24 protein-coding genes are annotated in these 19,177 nt (G+C 60.9%); 14 read left to right on the top strand and 10 right to left on the bottom strand.

From position 1 onward, the window contains the following. Positions 1-53 precede the first annotated feature (53 nt). The 3 genes from rho to hemE form a co-directional block, all read right to left on the bottom strand. Complete coding sequence (gene rho / locus EET67_RS12210; RefSeq protein WP_128626447.1) at positions 54-1,319, bottom strand: transcription termination factor Rho; 1,266 nt, start codon at positions 1,317-1,319, stop codon at positions 54-56. 161 nt (positions 1,320-1,480) lie between these two features. Next, positions 1,481-2,023: a protoporphyrinogen oxidase HemJ gene (gene hemJ / locus EET67_RS12205; RefSeq protein ID WP_128626446.1), complete on the bottom strand. Its 543-nt coding sequence runs from the start codon at positions 2,021-2,023 to the stop codon at positions 1,481-1,483. After that, on the bottom strand, positions 2,020-3,054 hold the full coding sequence (gene hemE / locus EET67_RS12200; protein ID WP_128626445.1) for a uroporphyrinogen decarboxylase: 1,035 nt from the start codon (positions 3,052-3,054) through the stop codon (positions 2,020-2,022). The genes hemJ and hemE overlap by 4 nt, the downstream gene beginning before the upstream one ends. Before the next feature lie 400 nt (positions 3,055-3,454). Between hemE and EET67_RS12195 the strand changes: the two genes are divergently transcribed. The 5 genes from EET67_RS12195 (at position 3,455) to dnaQ (ending at position 7,245) form a co-directional block, all read left to right on the top strand. Continuing rightward, positions 3,455-4,276, top strand: coding sequence for a pyruvate, water dikinase regulatory protein (locus EET67_RS12195; protein WP_128626444.1), 822 nt, complete (start codon positions 3,455-3,457; stop codon positions 4,274-4,276). 149 nt (positions 4,277-4,425) lie between these two features. Then, positions 4,426-5,025, top strand: coding sequence for a Maf-like protein (locus tag EET67_RS12190; RefSeq protein WP_128626443.1), 600 nt, complete (start codon positions 4,426-4,428; stop codon positions 5,023-5,025). Then, on the top strand, positions 5,018-5,863 hold the full coding sequence (locus tag EET67_RS12185; protein ID WP_128626442.1) for a shikimate dehydrogenase: 846 nt from the start codon (positions 5,018-5,020) through the stop codon (positions 5,861-5,863). Before EET67_RS12190 ends, EET67_RS12185 begins: the two co-directional genes overlap by 8 nt. Then, positions 5,860-6,447 carry a dephospho-CoA kinase gene (coaE, locus tag EET67_RS12180; protein WP_128626441.1) on the top strand — a complete coding sequence of 196 codons (588 nt, stop codon included), beginning with the start codon at positions 5,860-5,862 and terminating at the stop codon, positions 6,445-6,447. The genes EET67_RS12185 and coaE overlap by 4 nt, the downstream gene beginning before the upstream one ends. 93 nt (positions 6,448-6,540) lie before the next feature. Continuing rightward, the gene (gene dnaQ / locus EET67_RS12175) at positions 6,541-7,245 is read left to right on the top strand and encodes a DNA polymerase III subunit epsilon (RefSeq protein WP_128626440.1); all 705 of its coding nucleotides are present in this window, start codon (positions 6,541-6,543) and stop codon (positions 7,243-7,245) included. A gap of 83 nt (positions 7,246-7,328) precedes the next feature. Here dnaQ and secB read toward each other — a convergent pair whose 3' ends face one another. Then, on the bottom strand, positions 7,329-7,841 hold the full coding sequence (gene secB / locus EET67_RS12170; RefSeq protein WP_128626439.1) for a protein-export chaperone SecB: 513 nt from the start codon (positions 7,839-7,841) through the stop codon (positions 7,329-7,331). Between the two features lie 118 nt (positions 7,842-7,959). Next, complete coding sequence (locus EET67_RS12165; RefSeq protein WP_342634665.1) at positions 7,960-8,673, bottom strand: FxsA family protein; 714 nt, start codon at positions 8,671-8,673, stop codon at positions 7,960-7,962. On the opposite strand from EET67_RS12165, the gene EET67_RS12160 reads away from it, so the two are divergent. From EET67_RS12160 to EET67_RS12145, 4 genes are read left to right on the top strand one after another with little or no spacing between them, the layout of a single operon-like run. Further along, positions 8,651-9,355 carry a Tim44/TimA family putative adaptor protein gene (locus tag EET67_RS12160; RefSeq protein WP_128626438.1) on the top strand — a complete coding sequence of 235 codons (705 nt, stop codon included), beginning with the start codon at positions 8,651-8,653 and terminating at the stop codon, positions 9,353-9,355. The two genes, EET67_RS12165 and EET67_RS12160, sit on opposite strands and share 23 nt — an antisense overlap. A gap of 17 nt (positions 9,356-9,372) precedes the next feature. After that, a complete protein-coding gene (gene mltA / locus EET67_RS12155) occupies positions 9,373-10,476 on the top strand; it encodes a murein transglycosylase A (protein ID WP_128626437.1) in 1,104 nt (367 codons plus the stop codon). Position 10,477: 1 nt separating this feature from the next. Further along, positions 10,478-11,020 carry a Smr/MutS family protein gene (locus EET67_RS12150; protein ID WP_128626436.1) on the top strand — a complete coding sequence of 181 codons (543 nt, stop codon included), beginning with the start codon at positions 10,478-10,480 and terminating at the stop codon, positions 11,018-11,020. Further along, entirely contained in the window at positions 11,017-11,385 is a 369-nt protein-coding gene (locus EET67_RS12145; protein ID WP_128626435.1) for a helix-turn-helix domain-containing protein, read from the top strand. The genes EET67_RS12150 and EET67_RS12145 overlap by 4 nt, the downstream gene beginning before the upstream one ends. Positions 11,386-11,617: 232 nt before the next feature. Here EET67_RS12145 and EET67_RS12140 read toward each other — a convergent pair whose 3' ends face one another. The 5 genes from EET67_RS12140 to hslV all read right to left on the bottom strand — a co-directional run bounded on the left by EET67_RS12140 (position 11,618) and on the right by hslV (position 15,696). Then, a complete protein-coding gene (locus EET67_RS12140) occupies positions 11,618-12,577 on the bottom strand; it encodes a DUF1402 family protein (RefSeq protein ID WP_128626434.1) in 960 nt (319 codons plus the stop codon). 148 nt (positions 12,578-12,725) lie between these two features. Beyond that, positions 12,726-14,039, bottom strand: coding sequence for an ATP-dependent protease ATPase subunit HslU (gene hslU / locus EET67_RS12135; protein ID WP_128626433.1), 1,314 nt, complete (start codon positions 14,037-14,039; stop codon positions 12,726-12,728). A gap of 2 nt (positions 14,040-14,041) precedes the next feature. Then, positions 14,042-14,644, bottom strand: a complete 603-nt coding sequence (locus EET67_RS12130; RefSeq protein ID WP_128626432.1) for a DUF2585 domain-containing protein — start codon at positions 14,642-14,644, stop codon at positions 14,042-14,044. Next, positions 14,637-15,158: a GNAT family N-acetyltransferase gene (locus EET67_RS12125; RefSeq protein WP_128626431.1), complete on the bottom strand. Its 522-nt coding sequence runs from the start codon at positions 15,156-15,158 to the stop codon at positions 14,637-14,639. The genes EET67_RS12130 and EET67_RS12125 overlap by 8 nt, the downstream gene beginning before the upstream one ends. Beyond that, complete coding sequence (hslV, locus tag EET67_RS12120; RefSeq protein WP_128626430.1) at positions 15,148-15,696, bottom strand: ATP-dependent protease subunit HslV; 549 nt, start codon at positions 15,694-15,696, stop codon at positions 15,148-15,150. The genes EET67_RS12125 and hslV overlap by 11 nt, the downstream gene beginning before the upstream one ends. A gap of 189 nt (positions 15,697-15,885) precedes the next feature. Between hslV and hisB the strand changes: the two genes are divergently transcribed. From hisB to hisF, 5 genes are read left to right on the top strand one after another with little or no spacing between them, the layout of a single operon-like run. Next, on the top strand, positions 15,886-16,485 hold the full coding sequence (hisB, locus tag EET67_RS12115) for an imidazoleglycerol-phosphate dehydratase HisB (protein WP_128626429.1): 600 nt from the start codon (positions 15,886-15,888) through the stop codon (positions 16,483-16,485). A gap of 6 nt (positions 16,486-16,491) precedes the next feature. Then, positions 16,492-16,965, top strand: a complete 474-nt coding sequence (locus EET67_RS12110) for a DUF2628 domain-containing protein (RefSeq protein WP_128626428.1) — start codon at positions 16,492-16,494, stop codon at positions 16,963-16,965. Position 16,966: 1 nt separating this feature from the next. Continuing rightward, positions 16,967-17,617: an imidazole glycerol phosphate synthase subunit HisH gene (hisH, locus tag EET67_RS12105; RefSeq protein ID WP_128626427.1), complete on the top strand. Its 651-nt coding sequence runs from the start codon at positions 16,967-16,969 to the stop codon at positions 17,615-17,617. After that, positions 17,614-18,378 carry a 1-(5-phosphoribosyl)-5-[(5-phosphoribosylamino)methylideneamino]imidazole-4-carboxamide isomerase gene (hisA, locus tag EET67_RS12100; RefSeq protein ID WP_128626426.1) on the top strand — a complete coding sequence of 255 codons (765 nt, stop codon included), beginning with the start codon at positions 17,614-17,616 and terminating at the stop codon, positions 18,376-18,378. The genes hisH and hisA overlap by 4 nt, the downstream gene beginning before the upstream one ends. Next, positions 18,375-19,163, top strand: a complete 789-nt coding sequence (gene hisF, locus EET67_RS12095) for an imidazole glycerol phosphate synthase subunit HisF (RefSeq protein ID WP_128626425.1) — start codon at positions 18,375-18,377, stop codon at positions 19,161-19,163. The genes hisA and hisF overlap by 4 nt, the downstream gene beginning before the upstream one ends. Positions 19,164-19,177: the final 14 nt, after the last annotated feature.

Raw genomic sequence — 19,177 nt, 5'->3', positions numbered from 1 at the left:
TTACGCATGTCTCCCGAAACCGGTTCCCACTTTCGGGAGACATGCTTCAGTAATCAGGTATTCATCGAGTCGAAGAAGTCTGCATTCGTCTTCGTCTGCTTCAGCTTGTCGATCAGGAACTCGATCGCATCCGTCGTTCCCATCGGCGCAAGGATACGCCGCAGCACGAATATCTTCTGCAGGTCCTGCTTGGCCACCAGGAGATCTTCCTTGCGGGTGCCGGACTTCAGAATGTCCATCGCCGGGTAGATGCGCTTGTCGGCAACCTTGCGGTCGAGCACGATTTCGGAATTGCCGGTACCCTTGAACTCTTCGAAAATCACTTCATCCATGCGGCTGCCGGTATCGATCAGCGCGGTCGCAATGATTGTCAGCGAGCCGCCTTCCTCGATATTGCGGGCGGCGCCGAAGAAACGCTTCGGGCGCTGAAGCGCATTGGCGTCGACACCGCCGGTCAGAACCTTGCCGGAGGACGGCACGACGGTGTTGTAGGCGCGGCCGAGGCGGGTGATGGAGTCCAGTAATATGACCACGTCGCGGCCATGCTCGACCAGGCGCTTGGCCTTCTCGATGACCATCTCGGCAACCTGCACATGACGCACCGCCGGCTCATCGAATGTCGAGGACACGACCTCGCCCTTGACCGAGCGCTGCATGTCGGTGACTTCCTCCGGCCGCTCGTCGATCAGCAGGACGATCAGGTAGCATTCCGGGTGATTGGTGGTGATCGAGTGCGCGATATTCTGCAGCAGAACGGTCTTGCCGGTGCGCGGCTGCGCCACGATCAAGGCGCGCTGGCCCTTGCCGAGCGGCGCCACCAGATCGATCACACGCGGCGAAATATCCTTGGTGGTCGGGTTCTCGACTTCCATCTTCAGCCGCTGGGTCGGGTAAAGCGGCGTCAGATTGTCAAAATGGATCTTGTGGCGAATCTTCTCCGGATCGTCGAAATTGATCGTGTTGACCTTCAGCAGGGCGAAATAGCGCTCGCCTTCCTTGGGGCTACGGATCGGTCCCTCTACCGTGTCCCCGGTCTTGAGTGAGAAACGCCGTATCTGCGAAGGTGAAATATAGATGTCGTCCGGGCCGGGCAGATAATTGGCATTGGCCGAGCGCAGGAAGCCGAAGCCGTCCTGCAACACCTCGACCACACCGTCGCCGATGATCTCCACATCCTGAGCCGCAAGCTTCTTCAAAATCGCGAACATCAGCTCCTGCTTGCGCATGACGCTGGCGTTCTCGACCTCGAGCGTCTCGGCAAACGCGATGAGATCGGTCGGCTTCTTGTTCTTGAACTCCTGGAGTTTCATTTCCTGCATGGACGGACTCTGGCTATAATGGGAAAAAAATATCGGCGGATGCGATAAGTTGCCGAGCGTGCTCGAAAGAAAGGGGGACAACGCTTAGCGGAAAGGAAGACCCGTCTTTTATCCGCCGGCAGGCCAAAGCGCAAGAAGCCTTTCACGGCCGGCGATAAAATTCAGAACGGCTTCACCACCACCAGGATGACGATTAGGATCATCAGAACGGTCGGTATTTCGTTGACCATCCGCCAGTGACCTGCCGGTTTCCGGTTACGATCCTCGGCGAATTTGCGAACCGCAGCCGAGAAATAGCCATGCACGCCCGACAGTGCAAGGACAGCGGCAATCTTGGCGTGAAGCCAGCCGCCCGAAAATCCAAAGCCCTTCCAGGCCAGCCACAGGCCGAATACCCAGGTGATCACCATCGCCGGATTGATGATGACCCGCAAAAGCCTGCGTTCCATTACCTTGAAGGTTTCGGACTGTGCAGAGCCAGGCTCGGCATCGGCGTGATAGACGAAGAGCCGGGGCAGATAGAGCATGCCGGCCATCCAGGAGATGACCGCAATGATATGGATTGCCTTGGCCCAGGGATAGAAGTTTTCCGGGTCGAGATAAAACAGCGCTGCCGTCAGCAGGATAAAGACAAGAATGGCAATGGCCGCGCGTTTGGCCGCCCGCCCGCCGCTGGATGATAGCTGCTCATTGGCATTGCTCATCGCCCGTCAAATCCTCTCACTTGCGCAACCATTGCCGCGACATGATCGATCGGCGTTTCCGGCGTGATCCCGTGGCCGAGATTGAACGCCAGCGGCCCCGATCCCAACGCCTTCAAAATGGCATCCACGCCTTCGGAGAGAGCCCGGCCACCGGCCACCAGGCGCAGCGGATCAAGATTGCCCTGCACTGCTCCCTCTGCCTGCAGCGCCTTTGCCTGCGCAAGCGGGACCGTCCAGTCGAGCCCAAGCCCCGTGACGCCCGTATCCTTGCGATAGCGGTCGTAGCGGGCTCCCGCACCTTTGGGAAAACCGATAATCGGCACGTCCGGATGGGCCTTGCGCACCCGCCTGACGATCTCGGCCACCGGCTTGACGCAGAAGGCATCGAAACAGGCTTCATCAAGGACGCCGGACCAGCTGTCGAATATCTGCACCACGTCGGCGCCGGCATCGACCTGGCGGATCAGATATTCGGCCGAATGGCTGGCAAGGGTCGAAAGCAGCTGTTCCATGGCCTGCGGGTTACGATAACCGAACAACCGCGCCGGCGCCTGCTCGGGTGTGCCATGCCCGGCGATCATATAGGTCGCAAGCGTCCAGGGCGCGCCGCAAAAGCCGATAAGCGTCGTGGCTTCCGGGAGCTCGGCACGCAATCGCCGCACGGTCTCGTAGACAGGTGCAAGATGCTGATGGAAGCGCGACCCGTCCAACTTTCCAATCTCATGAGCCTCTATCGGGGTCATCACCGGCCCGCGTCCTTCCTCGAAGCGAAGGTTGCGGCCAAGTGCGTGCGGAACCACGAGAATGTCTGAAAACAGGATCGAGGCGTCGAAGCCGAAACGCCGGATCGGCTGCAATGTCACTTCCACCGCGAAATCAGGATTGTAGCAAAGATCCAGAAAGCTCCCGGCCTTCTTCCTTGCCTCACGATACTCGGGAAGATATCGCCCCGCCTGCCGCATCATCCAGATCGGGGGCGGGAATGCCGTCTGTCCTTTCAGGACATTCAGCATGATGCGCTTTTCGTGCATGGAGCGTTATCCCTCGCGGCTCTTTCTATAAATATAATTTCTAAGAAAAGAGTCTTCTGATTCTTAGACTCTGTTGGAATCGGGAATTATGACTTATCCCGAGATCGTCGCTTTCAGCCACACAGCATATTGTCGCGCTCTTTTCATCGCACTTTGGAAAACTCGGGGGATTGTCCTAAATAAGTCATGAATTACATGGGTTTGGTGGCATCAATCCATTTCCATGCGCGGTGGACAAGCATAAGGCTTCTCAACTTGTCCCCATTATCGTCCAAGCTGCGCGAAAGAAGCTGACAGGAGCTCAGATTGTGGACAACCTGCCCACCGATACACCCCATATCGGGCGGCTGGAAAAAATGTGCCTTTTGTCCACATCAGCCCACAGATACAGGCCACCGCTGTGAATAAACCCCAGAGCTTCTTCCACCTTCACCTCATTTCGGATGCCACCGGCGAAACGCTTCTGGCCGCAGGCCGCGCGGCCGCAGCGCAATACAAGGACGCGCGGGCGATCGAGCATATCTATCCGCTGATCCGCACCGAGAAGCAGTTGATGAAGGTGTTCGACGACATAGAGGAACAGCCTGGCATCGTGCTCTACACGCTCGTCGACCAGGCCCTTGCCAGTCGCATCGATGCACGCGCAGCGGAGATGGGGCTGCCTTGCGTCTCCGTACTCGAACCGGTGCTGTCAGTGTTCCAATCCTATCTCGGCACGCCCGCCGGCCGCCGCGTCGGTGCCCAGCACGTTCTCGATGCCGATTATTTCCGGCGGATCGACGCGCTGAACTTCACCATGGAACATGATGACGGGCAGCTGCCGACTGATCTCGACGAGGCCGACATCATATTGATCGGCATTTCGCGTACCTCCAAGACGCCGACCAGCATCTACCTGGCTAATCGTGGCATCAAGACCGCCAATATTCCGATCGTTCTCGGCGTGCCTTTGCCGGAAAATCTGGTGTATGCCAAAAAGCCTTTGATCGTCGGGCTCGTCGCCACTGCCGAGCGCATTTCGCATGTGCGCCAGAACCGAATCTTGGGCACCATGCCCGGCTATGATGCCCAGGGCTATGTCGATCGCGCGATGATCAATGAGGAGCTGGCCTATGCCCGCCAGATCTGCACGCGCCACAACTGGCCGATGATCGATGTCAGCCGGCGCTCGATTGAGGAAACCGCCGCGGCCATCGTTGCCCTGCGCAACAAGACGCGTTAGAGCATGATCCCGAACCGAAGGTCCGCGTCTGCGAAAAGTTGCAGACTTTTCGGACAAGATCATGCTCCAAAAACAATGACTTAGGGTGAGATGGTGATTCAAGGAGAATCATCTTGCTCCAGGCGAGGAAACCACGCTCGGGGAGACGAATGACGGACAGGATCATACTGGCTTCGGGAAGCCCGTTTCGCAAAACGCTGCTGGCAAATGCCGGGATCGGTTTTGATGCGGTGCCGGCAGATGTCGATGAAAGGGCGCTCGAGGCTCCGCTGGAGGGAAGCGGTGCGACGCCCGAGGATGTAGCGCTGATCCTTGCCGAAGCGAAAGCGCTCAATATCAGCGAGAAAAACCCCGGTGCGCTGGTCATCGGCTGCGACCAGACCCTTTCGCTGGGCGACCGCGTCTTTCATAAGCCGGGCGACAAGGAGGAAGCGCGCCGCCACCTGCTCACGCTGTCGGGCAAGACCCATCAGCTCAACAGTGCCGTGGTGCTGGCACGTGACGGCGAAACGCTCTGGCGCGATGTCAGCATTGCCAGGCTGACGATGCGCAAACTCGACCCGGCCTTTATCGGGCGCCATCTCGCCCGTGTCGGCGACAAGGCATTGGCGAGCGTCGGGGCCTATCAGATCGAAGGCGAGGGCATCCAGCTATTCGAAAAGATCGACGGCGACTACTTCACCATTGTCGGCCTGCCGCTGCTGCCGCTGCTTGCGGCCCTGCGCGAATATGGAGCGCTCGATGGCTGAGCGCCGGAAGAAGGCCTTTGTCTGCGGCCATCCGATCAAGCATTCGAGGTCGCCGAAAATCCACGGCTACTGGTTGAACGAACTCGGTATAGACGGTTCTTACGAAGCGATAGACGTCGCGCCTGGCGACTTTGCTCGCTTTCTGGCGGGGCTGTCGCAGGCAGGGTTTGCGGGCGGCAATGTCACCATTCCGCACAAGGAGGCAGCATTTACCCTCGCCCACCGGCGGGACGAGGCGGCCGAAGCTATCGGCGCCGTCAACACACTCTGGCTGGAAGACGGATTGTTATGGGGCGGCAATACAGATGCCTATGGCTTTGCCGCCAATCTGGATGAATATGCGCCGGGCTGGGGCAGCGGCAATGTCGCGGTCGTGCTTGGCGCCGGTGGGGCCTCACGCGCTATCGTCCATGCGCTGAAAAAGAGAGGCTTGGGCGATATCCGCATCGTCAACCGCACCGTATCGCGGGCCGTCGAACTGGCCGATCATTTCGGTGATGGCATTTCCGCTCACCCCTTGCCAGCTGTCGGCGAGCTGCTTTCCGATTGCGGGCTGCTGGTCAATACGACGTCGCTCGGCATGGCGGACGGCGATGAGACAAGCCCCGTCGATGTGTCGCTTCTGCCGGCCCACGCTGTCGTGACCGATATCGTCTATGTGCCGCTCGAAACGCCGCTGCTGGCTGCCGCGAGTGCACGAGGCCTGAAGACGGTCGACGGGCTCGGCATGCTGCTGCACCAGGCGGTGCCGGGCTTCGACCGATGGTTCGGCCAGCGTCCGCAGGTCAGCTCTGAGTTGCGCGACATGATCGTCGCCGATCTCGGGGGCGCGGCATGATCGTTCTGGGACTGACCGGGTCGATCGGCATGGGCAAATCGACCACGGCGAAAATGTTCGCGGAGGCGGGCGTCCCGGTCCATGATTCGGACGAGACCGTGCATCGCCTTTATGCCGGTGCCGCGGCTCCGTTGGTGGAACAGGCATTTCCCGGCACGGTCACCAATGGCGTGGTTGATCGGGCAGCACTCGGCCGGCAGGTCATCGGCAATCCGCAGGCGTTGAAGAAGCTCGAATCGATCATTCATCCGCTGGTGCGGGCGGATGCGGATGCTTTCCTGGCGCGCCATCGCGCTGCCGGCGCTCCGCTCGCTGTCCTCGACATACCGCTCTTGTTCGAGACGGGCGGCCGCGAGCGCGTCGACAAGGTCGTCGTGGTGAGTGCACCGGCCGAAATCCAGCGTGAGCGTGTTCTTGCCCGCCCGGGCATGAGCGAGGAAAAATTCGCCAAGATCCTTGCCAGCCAGGTTTCGGATTCGCAAAAACGCCGGCAGGCGGATTTCATCGTCGATACGGGGCAAGGGCTGGATGTGGCCCGCGAGGCGGTCGAGAAGATAATCGCTGCGCTGACCGCGCAAACCTAGCCCGGATCACGGCCTCCTTGTGCATGAACGTCGATCGTCCTTGGAAGAAGGGTGAAATCGATTCAAGTTCATGGTGACCAAAGGAGTGATTCGGTGCGAGAGATCATTTTCGATACGGAAACGACGGGCCTGGATGCCCGCGAGGACCGTATCATCGAGATCGGTGGCGTCGAGCTCGTCAACCGATTTCCGACCGGAAACACCTTTCACGTCTATATCAACCCGCAGGGACGATCGGTCCATCCCGATGCTTTGGCCGTCCACGGCATCAGCGACGAGCGATTGGCCAACGAAAAACCCTTTCCGGCCATTGTCGACGAGTTTCTGGCGTTCATCGATGGTGCAAGTCTGATCGCGCATAATGCCGGGTTCGACATGGGCTTCATCAATGCCGAACTGGCACGGCTTGGCCATCCGCCGATCGAACCTGAGCGCGTAGTCGACACATTGGCGCTGGCGCGCCGGCGCCATCCGATGGGTCCGAACTCGCTCGATGCGCTTTGCCGGCGCTACGGCATCAACAACAGCCACCGCAACCTGCACGGGGCGCTTCTCGACTCGGAACTTTTGGCCGAAGTCTATATCGAACTCATCGGCGGCAAGCAGGCGACCCTGATCCTGGAGGCAGGGCCGGAGAGGGGGGCTGATGTCGCCACCACGGTAGAAATTGAAGTTACCGTCGCTTCGCGACCGTCACCGCTGCCGCCGCGGCTCACCGATGAGGAACGGGCGGCTCATGCCAGGCTCGTCGCAGGCCTTGGCGAAAAGGCTGTCTGGCAACAACTCGGCCAAGGCTGACATTGCCTGGCCAGAAAAAAGAATGGACGCTCGCGGCGTCCATTCTTGTGATCGTATCACGATCGAGGTTTGTATGAAGCGCTTTAGCTGACCTTCACCTTCGAAGCCGCCTGGTCCTCAGCCATTTTTTGCTGGAACATCTGGGCAAAATCGATCGGGTCGAGCATCAGTGGCGGGAAGCCGCCATTGCGGGTGGCTTCGGCGATGATCTGGCGGGCGAAGGGAAACAAGAGCCGCGGGCATTCGATGAACAGCAGTGGCAGCATGTGCTCCTGCGGGAAGCCCTCGATCCGGAAGACGCCGCCATAGATCAGTTCGACATTGAACAGCACGTCCTTTTCGAACGCCGCCTTGGCCGAAAGCGTCAGATTGACGTCGAATTCCTTGTCCGAAAGCGGATTGGCGTTGACATTGACATTGATGTTGATGCCGGGCGCCTTGTCGCGGCCGCGCAGCGAGTTCGGTGCTCCGGGGCTTTCGAAGGAAAGGTCCTTCACATATTGCGCCAGAACATTGAGCGTAGCCTGTTGCGTGGCGGCGGTTTGTCCATTGCCATTGCCGACAGCGCCGGCGGCGTCATTGTTGTTTTCGGCCATGAGCCATATCCTCTCGCTTCAGCCTGGCGGCCGAAATTGAAATCGAGCGTTGGCTAGCATGCTCGTCATTCCAACACAAGGTTTTGCCGGCGCGGCTGGCCTGCGTCACTGCCCCACGTCACTGATCGTCAATTTGACGCCAGGGCGATCTCGGGTCGGGTGATTTCGAATAATCGTCCTCGTCGAGGTCGATGGTCTTGCCCCGATCTCCACGCTGGCGTGCAAACCCGCCCATGGTGCTGAAGTCGGAGGTAAAATTGACCCGGCGGGAGAGGAAGCGCCAGGCGAGATCGCGGATCGGCGGCAGAAAAAGCAAAATACCGATAATGTCGCTGACAAAACCGGGAATGAGCAGCAAGAGGCCCGCCAGGAGGATCATCACGCCATGCACGAGATTCCGGCTTGGATCCCGCCCAGCCTCCACCTCGCTGCGGATGCGCGTCATGATGCCGAATCCCTGGTGGCGCAGCAGCGCAGCTCCGGCAATTCCGGTGGCGATGATCAGTCCGAGCGTGGGCAGGACGCCGATTTGGCTGCCGACCACTACGAAACCGGCAATTTCGATCAGCGGCAGCAGAATGAGGAACAGTGGGATCAGGGAAATGCGCACATGCGCTCCGACGTTATGGTTGTAGAAATTGCCCCGGCTCTGGAACTGGTGCAAGACAGCGTACATAAGTATGCCTGCCTTTGATTTGAATGATGGCGGCATGCGTTCTATATGCAGATATTGAGGCATGGGCGAGGTGTGCCTTTGAAACGCGGGATCGTGCCGGCAGGCCGAAGAAACAAGGACTGAGTGGCAGAAGATGGAATTCTTCGACTTCGGCACGTTATTTTTTCTAATCGCGGCTGTGGTGATCTTTTTCCAGTTGCGCAATGTGCTGGGGCGCCGCACCGGCAACGAACGTCCGCCTTTCGATCCCTATACCGCCGCGCGCTCGCGTCCGCAGGACGCCACCGGCAAGCCCGAAAATGTTGTTGCCTTGCCGCGCAAGCGTGTTCAGGGCGACAATGACGATGCCTATGTGGCCATCGACGCCTTCGCCAAGCCGGGAACCGATCTCAACAAGGGCTTGCGTGCGATAAAGGACAACGACCCGGCATTCGAGCCGAAGTCTTTCGTCGATGGCGCGAAAATGGCCTATGAGATGATCGTCATGGCCTATGCCGATGGCGACCGCAAGACGCTGAAGAACCTGCTCTCCCGAGAGGTTTATGACGGTTTTGTCGCCGCTATCGCCGACCGCGAAGGCCGGTCGGAGAAAATCCAGTCGTCTTTCGTCGGTATCGACAAGGCCGATATCGTCTCCGCTGAAATGAAGGGCAGCGAGGCCCATATCACGCTGCGCATCGTCAGCGAGTTGATCTCCGCCACCCGCGACAAGGCCGGCGAGGTGATCGACGGCGACCCCGAGACGGTCGCCGAGGTCAAGGATGTCTGGACATTCGCCCGCGATACGCGCTCGCGTGACCCCAACTGGAAGCTGGTCGCGACCGAAGCCGAAGACTGACGCCCGCGGAGCCGTCGGTGCCTTTGTCGCCTGCCTTCCGCATCCTCTCCTTTCATGACCTGCCGGGCTGGGCGGACGACGGTCTTTCGCTCGCCTATGCGGCTTTCCGCCGATCCGCTTTCCAGGCGCAGGTAAAACCCTATCGCACCGGTGCGCTCGGCGTTGAATGCGACGCCTTTGCGGAAGCCTTCGAGGAAGCCCGCAATGTCGAAACATTCGCCGACGAGGCCGCTCGGGGCTTTTTCGAGCGCCACTTCGTACCGGCCCATATTCTTGCCGAGGACGGAAGCAGTGGATTGGTGACCGGCTTCTACGAGCCGGAGGTGGAAGCTTCGCCGGTGCGGACAGATGGTTATATGGTCCCGCTCTTGTCACGCCCGGCCGATCTGGTCGATATCGACGATGCCAACCGGCCGGCAGGCATGGACCCCTATCTTGCCTTCGGGCGTGACACCTCGGATGGACTGCAGGAATATTTCGACCGGCAGGCGATCGAGCAGGGCGCGCTTTCGGAGCGGGGGCTTGAAATCGCCTGGCTTGCCGATCCGGTCGATGCGTTCTTCATCCATGTCCAGGGGGCAGCACGCTTGTGCATGGCGGATGGCACCCAGCGCCGGCTGACTTATGCGGCGAAATCCGGCCAAAGATTCAGCGGACCCGGCAAAATCCTGGCAAATCTCGGTGAAATTCCGCTCGAAAATGTCACAATGCAGTCGATTCGCGCCTGGTTTGCGGCGAATCCGCACCGGATCAATGAGATTTTGTGGCAGAATCGCTCCTATATCTTCTTCCGGGAGACGCCGCTCGGTGATCCGGAGCTGGGGCCGGTCGCCGCAGCCAAGGTCCAGTTGACGCCCGGCCGCTCGATTGCCGTGGACCGGCTGCTTCACACATTCGCGACGCCGTTCTTCGTCGATGCGCCGACGCTTACCGCCTTCGACGGCATGCCTTTCCGGCGGCTGATGATCGCCCAGGACACCGGCTCGGCAATCGTCGGGCAGGCGCGGGGCGACCTGTTTGCCGGGTCAGGCGCCGCTGCCGGGGAGGTCGCCGGTGTCGTCCGCCATGCCGCGGATTTCTATGCGCTTGTTCCGCGCGTTCTGGCCGGCGGGGTGGCGTGAGATGGGCAATCGCAACGCAAGGGACCTCAGCGATGAAGATCGAGTCTTGTGGAATCTGGTCGCGCGTTCGACCAAGCCGCTGAAGGGCAGGGCCGAGGTTTCTGCCGGGGAGCCGCCACAGAACTTGACCATGGATGAGGTCCTGTCCTCCGGGATTCCGTCAGAAAAGGCGATCGCGACAGCACCCGACAAGCCAAAACCGCGCCAGGTCGTGACGCATTCCTTCGACGCACCGACCCGCGACAAGCTGGCAAAGGGCCGCCTGCCGATCGAGGGTAGGGTCGATCTGCATGGCATGACGCAGGACCAGGCCTATTCGCTGCTTTTGTCCTTCCTCAGCCGCGCCTATGCCGGTGGCATACGTTATGTTCTCGTCATTACCGGCAAGGGCTCGTCCTCGGGTGGGGAAGGTGTTTTGCGGCGCGCCGTGCCGGCCTGGCTGAAGACGGCACCCTTCCGAACGCTGGTGAGCAGCCACGACCACGCCGCACGCAACCATGGCGGGTCCGGCGCCCTCTATATCAGGTTGCGGCGGCACAAATGACGCCTTTCGGTCAGAAATTGCGGGAACTGCGCCGGGAAAGAGGCCTGAACCAGAAGGATATGGCTGCCGCCCTGGGCATCAGCGCCGCTTATCTTTCGGCGCTCGAGCATGGCAGGCGCGGTGTCCCGACCTGGGCAATGATCCAGAAGATCATTGGCTATTTCAATATCATCTGGGACGATGCCGAGGAATTGCAGCGCCTGGCCGAGAATTCGCATCCGCGCATCGTCATCGACACGTCCGGCCTGTCGCCGGCGGCAACGGAACTCGCCAATATTCTGGCCGTCAGCATCGGCCGGCTGGGCGAGGACGACATCAAGGGCCTGATCGCGCAGGTTGAGAAGGCCCGCACGCGTCAGCGCTGAGGGCAGCGTGTAGACGAATTGTCTGCGGAGCTTAACCGGCTTGTACCCCCACCCCTAACCCGTCCCCACAAGGGGGAGGGGGACGATTTTCCTGCCATAGCAACCCAGAACGGTGAAGATTGGCGCCGGGCAATACGGCACAGTTTCCCTTCCCCCTTGTGGGGAGGGGTTAGGGGTGGAGGTTATGTCGATCTACGGCCACCTCGCCAGCAGAGGGAAGGCAAAAAAGGCCCTAAAACAGCGCCTGCAATTCCGGCAGTTTGTCGTTCACCAGCCAGCCATAGTAATTTTCTTCCGGCAGCCGGACCTGCTGGCCTTCTTCGAGCCGTCTCCGGTTTTCGGCCCGCAACGCATAAGCGCGCTCTTCCGGGTTGCCTACATTGTAGAGCGTCGCCGTAATGCCGGGATTTCCCGAAATGTCGAAGCCGGCGATGTCGCTATAGGCGTCGATAGCGGTTTTCAGCGTCGCGGCGACATAGGGCAGGGTGAGGTCCGGGTCCATGATCGTCTCATAGACGCGATTGGAGTCGCTCGCGTCGAGCTTGGGCAGGCCCGACACCCTGTGCACGAGGTCGCTCATCTGCAGTGCGGTCAACGGGTTTAGCTGGCCGATGCCGAAGGTCTGGCCTGCATAGAGCGGCTGGAAAAAAGTGGCGCTGAATCGGTTGTCGGGAAAACTGGTTCCATCAACCGTCTTTCCCCGAAAATTCCGGTCCCATACCCGCTCACGGCAGGACCACAAATCATAGCTCTCGGTCTTGGCCGCGCAGGTCTCGAATTCGAGCCGTTTGACAAAGTCGCCGATTGTTTCGCCGCGATAACTGAAGTTCAGCCGGCTGGAGAGATACGAGACCGCCTTTACATAATAGGTCTGCAGCCGGTCATAGGCGTCGACATTGTAGGTGTGCTCGCCCACGATTGCGCCGGCGATATGGATGGGATCGATGCCATAGGCCGCAGCCGTCGACCGGATTTTCCGACGCAGATCGGCATCGTTCTTCAGCAGCGCATAGACCTTGCGGTATTTCGCGTCGAAGGTGGAGTTGCCCGCCTTGGTCCGCCTCGACGAGGCACCCGGCACGGCCGGCTGCTCCAGATGGCGATTGCCCGGCGCGACGATTGTTTGCGCCTGCACCTGCGGAATGCAGGCGGCTGTCGCCAGAAATAATGCCAGCAGATGAGATGTCTTCATGCCGTCGCCGGGACCTTGCCGTCGTTTTTCCGGACCTCGAGTTCGTCACGACCTAGCCAAAGCGCTCGGCCGAGTCGAGCGCTTTATGCCCGGCAGGACAAGCCGGACTGCCTTGCGCTTTGGCTCGGGAAGTGGCCCGAGCCGGTGCTTATAGGATGAATCGCGACAAATCTGTGTTGCGCGACAGGTCGCCGACATGTTTTTCGACATAGGCGGCATCGATGGTGAGTGTCGTGCCGGACTGGTCCGGGGCATTGTAGGAAATCTCGTCGAGCACCCGCTCCATCACCGTCTGCAACCGGCGTGCGCCGATATTCTCGACGCTGGCGTTGAGATCGACGGCGATCCCGGCCAGCGCGTCGATGGCGTCGTCGGTGAATTCCAGCGCAACACCTTCCGTTCCCATCAGCGCAACATATTGCTTGATGAGGCTTGCCTCGGTCTCGGTGAGGATGCGGCGGAAATCCTCCTTCTCCAGCGCGCGCAATTCGACGCGGATCGGCAGGCGGCCCTGCAGCTCCGGCAAAAGGTCGGACGGCTTGGCGACCTGGAACGCGCCGGAAGCGATGAACAATATATGGTCGGTCTTCACCGGCCCGTATTTGGTGGCTACCGTGGTACCCTCGACCAGGGGCAACAGGTCGCGCTGCACGCCTTCGCGCGAGACACCGGCCCCCATGCCGCCTTCGCGGTTGGCAATCTTGTCGATCTCGTCGAGGAAGACGATGCCGTCCTCCTGTGTCGTCTCCAGCGCCCGGCGAACCACCTCGTCCTGGTCGAGAAGCTTGTCGGACTCGTCCTCGATCAGGAGCCCATAGGATTCCTTCACGGTCGTCTTGCGCAATTTGGTGCGCTGGCCACCCATGGCCTTGGACAGCATGTCATTGATGTTCATGACACCGATATTGGCTCCGGGCATGCCTGGAATCTCGAAACCCGGCATGCCGCCGGTTCCGGTGTCGGCCACTTCGATCTCGATTTCCTTGTCGTCGAGCTCGCCATTGCGCAGCTTCTTGCGGAAGCTGTCGCGGGTGGCGGGGCTCGCCGTCTTGCCGACCAGCGCTTCCAGCACGCGTTCCTCGGCATTGATATGGGCGCGCGCCTTGACGTCCTCGCGCATCTTTTCACGCACCAGGCCGATTGCCACCTCGACCAGGTCGCGCACGATCTGCTCGACGTCGCGGCCGACATAGCCGACCTCGGTGAATTTGGTTGCCTCTACCTTGATGAAGGGGGCGCCAGCCAGCCGGGCAAGCCGGCGTGAGATTTCGGTCTTGCCGACGCCGGTGGGGCCGATCATCAGGATATTCTTCGGCATCACCTCTTCACGCATGTCGCCTTCGAGCTGCTGCCGGCGCCAGCGATTGCGCAGCGCAATCGCCACTGCGCGCTTGGCGTCCTTCTGGCCGATGATGAAGCGGTCGAGTTCCGAAACGATTTCACGCGGAGAAAATGTCGTCATGTCTATACCGGTCCAGCTTGCCACTGCCGAATGGTTTCGAAGGGGTGCAGCAGCATGATCACATTGAGGGTCAGATTGTCGCGAATGACGAAGCCAACCGCGATTTCGAAGACAAGCGCGAGCGCTACGATGCTCCATATAGGAAGCCTTGCCGCCATCACAAAGCCCAGCACCATCGCCAGCGTGTCGGCAACGGAATTGATGATGGAATCGCCGTAGTAATCGAGCGAGATGGTCTGGGCACGGTAGCGCTCGATGATGATGGGGCTGTTTTCCAGGATTTCCCAGCCGCCCTCTATCAGCAGGGCGAATATCAGCCGGAACCATATCGACGATCGCGGAAACAGGAACCACGCCAGCGCATAGAACAGGAAGCCATGAATGATGTGCGAAGGCGTATACCAGTCGGACAGATGCTGGGAGTTCTCCGAACTGATCACCACGCCATGCCACAGCTTCACCGTGCCGCATTCGCAGATCGGAATGCGGCCCATGGCGTAGAGGGTCAGTGCCTGAAGGGCGACAAGGCCGACGACGAGCGCAAGGCCTGTTTGCCAGGAGACGGCTTGCCACAGCGCCGGTTTGTCCCGATCCACTTCAGTCATTCTTATCTTCTCCACCGGCCTCGATCGCCATCAGCAGCGCATCGCCATATTGTGACTGCCGGCGGCCGATCGGCCTGAATCCGGCCTTTTCATAAGCGCGGATTGCGCGAGTATTGGTCGGGTCCGGGTCGATGACGACGCGCGGCACACCCTCGTCGAACAGTTCCTGCACGAATTGCCGGATCATGGCTGAACCATGGCCAATGCCGATCAGTTCCGGCTCGCCGATGGTGAGGTCGATGCCCAGCGTACCGAAGGGTTGGTCGGCATAGGGATGATCGTCTTCCAGATGCGGATCGTAACTCTGGAGATAGGCGATCGGCCTGCCGTCCAGTTCCACGATGAGCGGCTCGACCGAGATGCTGTCGATATGCTCGCTTATCTGGCCGATCTCGGTTTCCGCATCGTCCCACCAGGCCGCGACATGCGGCCTGGCGAGCCACTGGCGGATCAGCGACAGATCGGCCCTGGTGACAGGCCGAAAGCTATAGTGCTCGCCTCGTTCAGGCGGCATCGAGCGTTTCGATGACAAAGCTGTGGTTGGTGTAGACGCAGATGTCGGCGGCGATTTCCATCGCCTTGCGCGCGATTTCCTCCGCATCCTTGTCGGTGTCGATCAGCGCGCGTGCGGCCGCCAGCGCGTAATTGCCGCCTGAGCCGATCGCCATCACGCCATGTTCCGGCTCAAGCACGTCTCCGGTGCCGGTGAGCGCCAGCGAGACATTCTTGTCGGCGACCAGCATCATCGCTTCCAGTCGGCGCAGATAGCGGTCGGTGCGCCAGTCCTTGGCCAGTTCCACGCAGGCGCGGGTGAGCTGGTCGGGATATTGCTCAAGCTTGGTTTCCAGCCGCTCGAGCAGGGTAAAGGCATCGGCGGTCGCCCCGGCAAAGCCGGCAATCACATTGCCCTTGCCGATCCGCCTGACCTTCTTGGCATTGCCCTTCATGATGGTCTGGCCGAGGCTCACCTGGCCGTCGCCGGCGATCACCACCTTGCCGCCTTTGCGCACGGTGATGATCGTGGTGGCATGCATGGTCAATTCATTGGACATTGAAAGCTCCGATTTCGCGCCGCCTCGATAAGACAGCGGCGCTCTACGAGTATAGTCGGGCATTATGTATGCGCGGCCGGACGGATTGCAAAGGGCAGGACGGCAATGGGAAAGCTTCGCCCGTGCCAACTGGAAATCCCCCTTCCATGCTGATAGAAGGCCCTTGATTTTTCAATGCAGGGACCTGCCATGAGCGCTCGCGTCGCCGAAATCAGCCGCAAGACCAAGGAAACCGAGATCTCCGCTTCGGTTCATGTCGACGGCACCGGCCGCTCGGACATGGCCACGGGCGTCGGCTTCTTCGATCACATGCTCGATCAATTGTCGCGCCATTCGTTGATCGACATGACGGTGAAGGCGAAAGGCGACCTGCATATCGACGATCATCACACCGTCGAGGACACCGGTATCGTGCTTGGCCAGGCCCTGTCCAAGGCGCTCGGCGACCGGCGCGGCATCATGCGCTATGCCTCGATCGATCTCGCCATGGACGAGACGCTGACGCGCGCGGCGATAGATGTGTCGGGCCGGCCGTTCCTGGTCTGGGACGTCAATTTCTCCGCGCCCAAGATCGGCACCTTCGACACCGAACTGGTGCGGGAGTTCTTCCAGGCGCTGGCGCAGAATGCCGGCATCACGCTGCACGTCACCAATCTGCACGGCGCCAATAATCATCATATCGCCGAAACCTGTTTCAAGGCGGTGGCGCGTGTGCTGCGCACGGCGCTGGAGCGCGACCCGCGCCAGCCCGATGCCGTTCCGTCCACCAAGGGTTCGCTGAAGGGTTGAACGCCGATGGCTAGCTATGTCGTCATGGAGCCGCCGGGACGGAGCGCCGACGCGCCGGCCGATGCGAAGCTCGTGCGCGACGGCTTCTCGCTTATCGCGTTCCTGGTCCCGCCGCTCTGGCTCATCTGGCATCGTCTTTGGATCGAAGCAGCACTCGCCTTTGCGGCAGCCCTCATCCTGACCGCATTGGGCGAAGTGGCGGGCTTCGGCCTCGCTGGCTCGCTATTGTCGCTGCTGGTGTCGCTCTATGTCGGGCTGGAGGGGCCAGCACTTCGACTGGCTGCCTATCGCCGACGCGGCTGGCGCGAGTGGGGCGTGGTGGATGCGGATACCGCGTCGGATGCCGAGATGCGCTATCTGGGCGAAGCCGATCTTTCCCAGCACGAAGCGGAGCCCCTGGCTGTCCCGACACCGCAGGCGGTGAGGCCGAAGCCGGCGGCTCCCGCGCTTGGCCTGCTGCACTATCCCGGAAGGGCCTGACATGCGCGTCGCGATCATCGATTACGGTTCGGGCAATCTGCGCTCGGCCACCAAGGCCTTCGAGCGGGCAGCGCGCGAAGCGGGAATATCCGCCGAGATCGAACTGACATCGGATGCCGACCGGGTGCGGTCGGCCGACCGCATCGTACTGCCGGGCGTGGGGGCCTATGCCGACTGCCGCGCCGGGCTCGACGCCGTGCCGGGCATGATCGAAGCACTTGAGACTGCCGCGATCAAGCAGGGCCGGCCGTTCCTCGGCATCTGCGTCGGCATGCAGCTGATGTCCGAGCGCGGGCTGGAAAAGACGATCACCAGGGGGCTGGGCTGGATTGCCGGCGATGTGAAGGAAATCAACCCGTCCGATCCTGCGCTCAAGGTGCCGCAGATCGGCTGGAACACGATTCACGTGAAACATTCGCATCCGTTGTTCGACGGCATCGCGACGGGTGAGAGCGGTTTGCACGCCTATTTCGTACACTCCTACCACCTTGATGCGCGCAATCCCGGCGAGGTGCTGGCCACTGCCGATTATGGCGGCGAGATCACCGCTGCCGTCGCGCGCGACAATATGGCCGGCACGCAGTTCCATCCCGAAAAGAGCCAGGCGCTCGGCCTGGCCCTCATCGCCAACTTCCTGAGGTGGAAGCCATGATCCTTTTCCCGGCCATCGATCTCAAGGATGGCGAATGCGTGCGGCTGAAGCTTGGTGATATGGACCAGGCGACTGTCTACAACACCGATCCGGCCGCCCAAGCCAAAGCCTTCGAGGAGCAGGGCTTCGAATGGCTGCATGTCGTCGATCTCAACGGCGCCTTTGCCGGGGAAAGCCGCAATGGCGCGGCGGTCGAGGCGATCCTGAAGGCGACGAAGAACCCGGTCCAGCTCGGCGGCGGCATCCGTACCATGGCCGATATCGAGGCGTGGCTGGCCAAGGGCCTCGCCCGCGTCATTCTCGGCACGGTTGCCGTGCGTGATCCCGAACTGGTCAGGCAGGCCTGCAAGGCCTTTCCCGGCAAGGTCGCCGTCGGCATCGATGCCAAAGGCGGCAAGGTCGCCGTGGAAGGTTGGGCGGAAGCCTCCTCGCTCGGCGCGATCGAACTGGCGAAGAAGTTTGAAGGCGCCGGCGTTGCCGCCATCATCTATACGGATATTGATCGTGACGGCGTGCTTGCCGGCATCAACTGGGATGCAACCATCGATCTTGCCGATGCGGTGTCGATACCGGTGATTGCCTCCGGCGGGCTGGCGTCGATCGCCGATATCGTGCGCATGACCATGCCGGATGCGCGAAAGCTCGAAGGCGCCATTTCCGGCCGCGCGCTTTATGACGGGCGCATCGATCCGGCCGAGGCGCTCGGCGTGCTCAGCGGCAAATTGAAACCCGAGCCGGGCCTGTTCGAGGATCGGACATGACCCTCAAAGCCCGCGTTATTCCGTGTCTGGATGTTAAAGACGGCCGCGTCGTCAAGGGCGTGAATTTCGTCGATCTCATCGATGCCGGCGATCCGGTCGAAGCGGCCAAGGCCTATGATGCGGCGGGTGCCGACGAGCTCTGCTTCCTCGACATCACCGCGTCGTCGGACAATCGCGAAACGATCTTCGACATCGTTGCCCGCACCGCCGAGCAGTGCTTCATGCCGCTGACGGTAGGTGGCGGGGTGCGCCAGGTCGCCGATATCCGAAAGCTGCTGCTTGCCGGGGCCGACAAGGTGTCGATCAACACCGCTGCGGTTAAGAACCCGGATTTCGTCGCCGAGGCTGCCGATAAATTCGGCAATCAGTGCATCGTCGTTGCCATCGACGCCAAGAAGGTGTCGCAGGAAGGCGAAAGCGACCGCTGGGAAATCTTCACCCATGGCGGACGGGAAAAGACCGGCATCGACGCAGTCGAGTTCGCCCGCAAGATCGTCGATCTGGGGGCAGGCGAAATCCTGCTGACCTCGATGGACCGTGACGGCACCAAGGCCGGCTACGATATTGCGCTCACGCGGGCGGTGGCGGACGCGGTGCGCGCGCCGGTGATTGCCAGCGGCGGCGTCGGCACGCTCGACCACATGGTCGAGGGCATCCGCGATGGCCACGCGACCGCGGTCCTTGCCGCCTCGATCTTCCATTTCGGCACCTACACCATTGCGCAAGCCAAGGCACACATGGCAAAAGCGGGTTTGCCGATGCGGCTCGACATGCCGCTTGATTGATCTTGCTCGCCGAG

Source organism: Borborobacter arsenicus, assembly GCF_003934165.1.
In the GTDB taxonomy this organism is placed as follows: domain Bacteria; phylum Pseudomonadota; class Alphaproteobacteria; order Rhizobiales; family Rhizobiaceae; genus Pseudaminobacter; species Pseudaminobacter arsenicus.
This window is presented reverse-complemented; position numbering and strand designations above follow the sequence as displayed.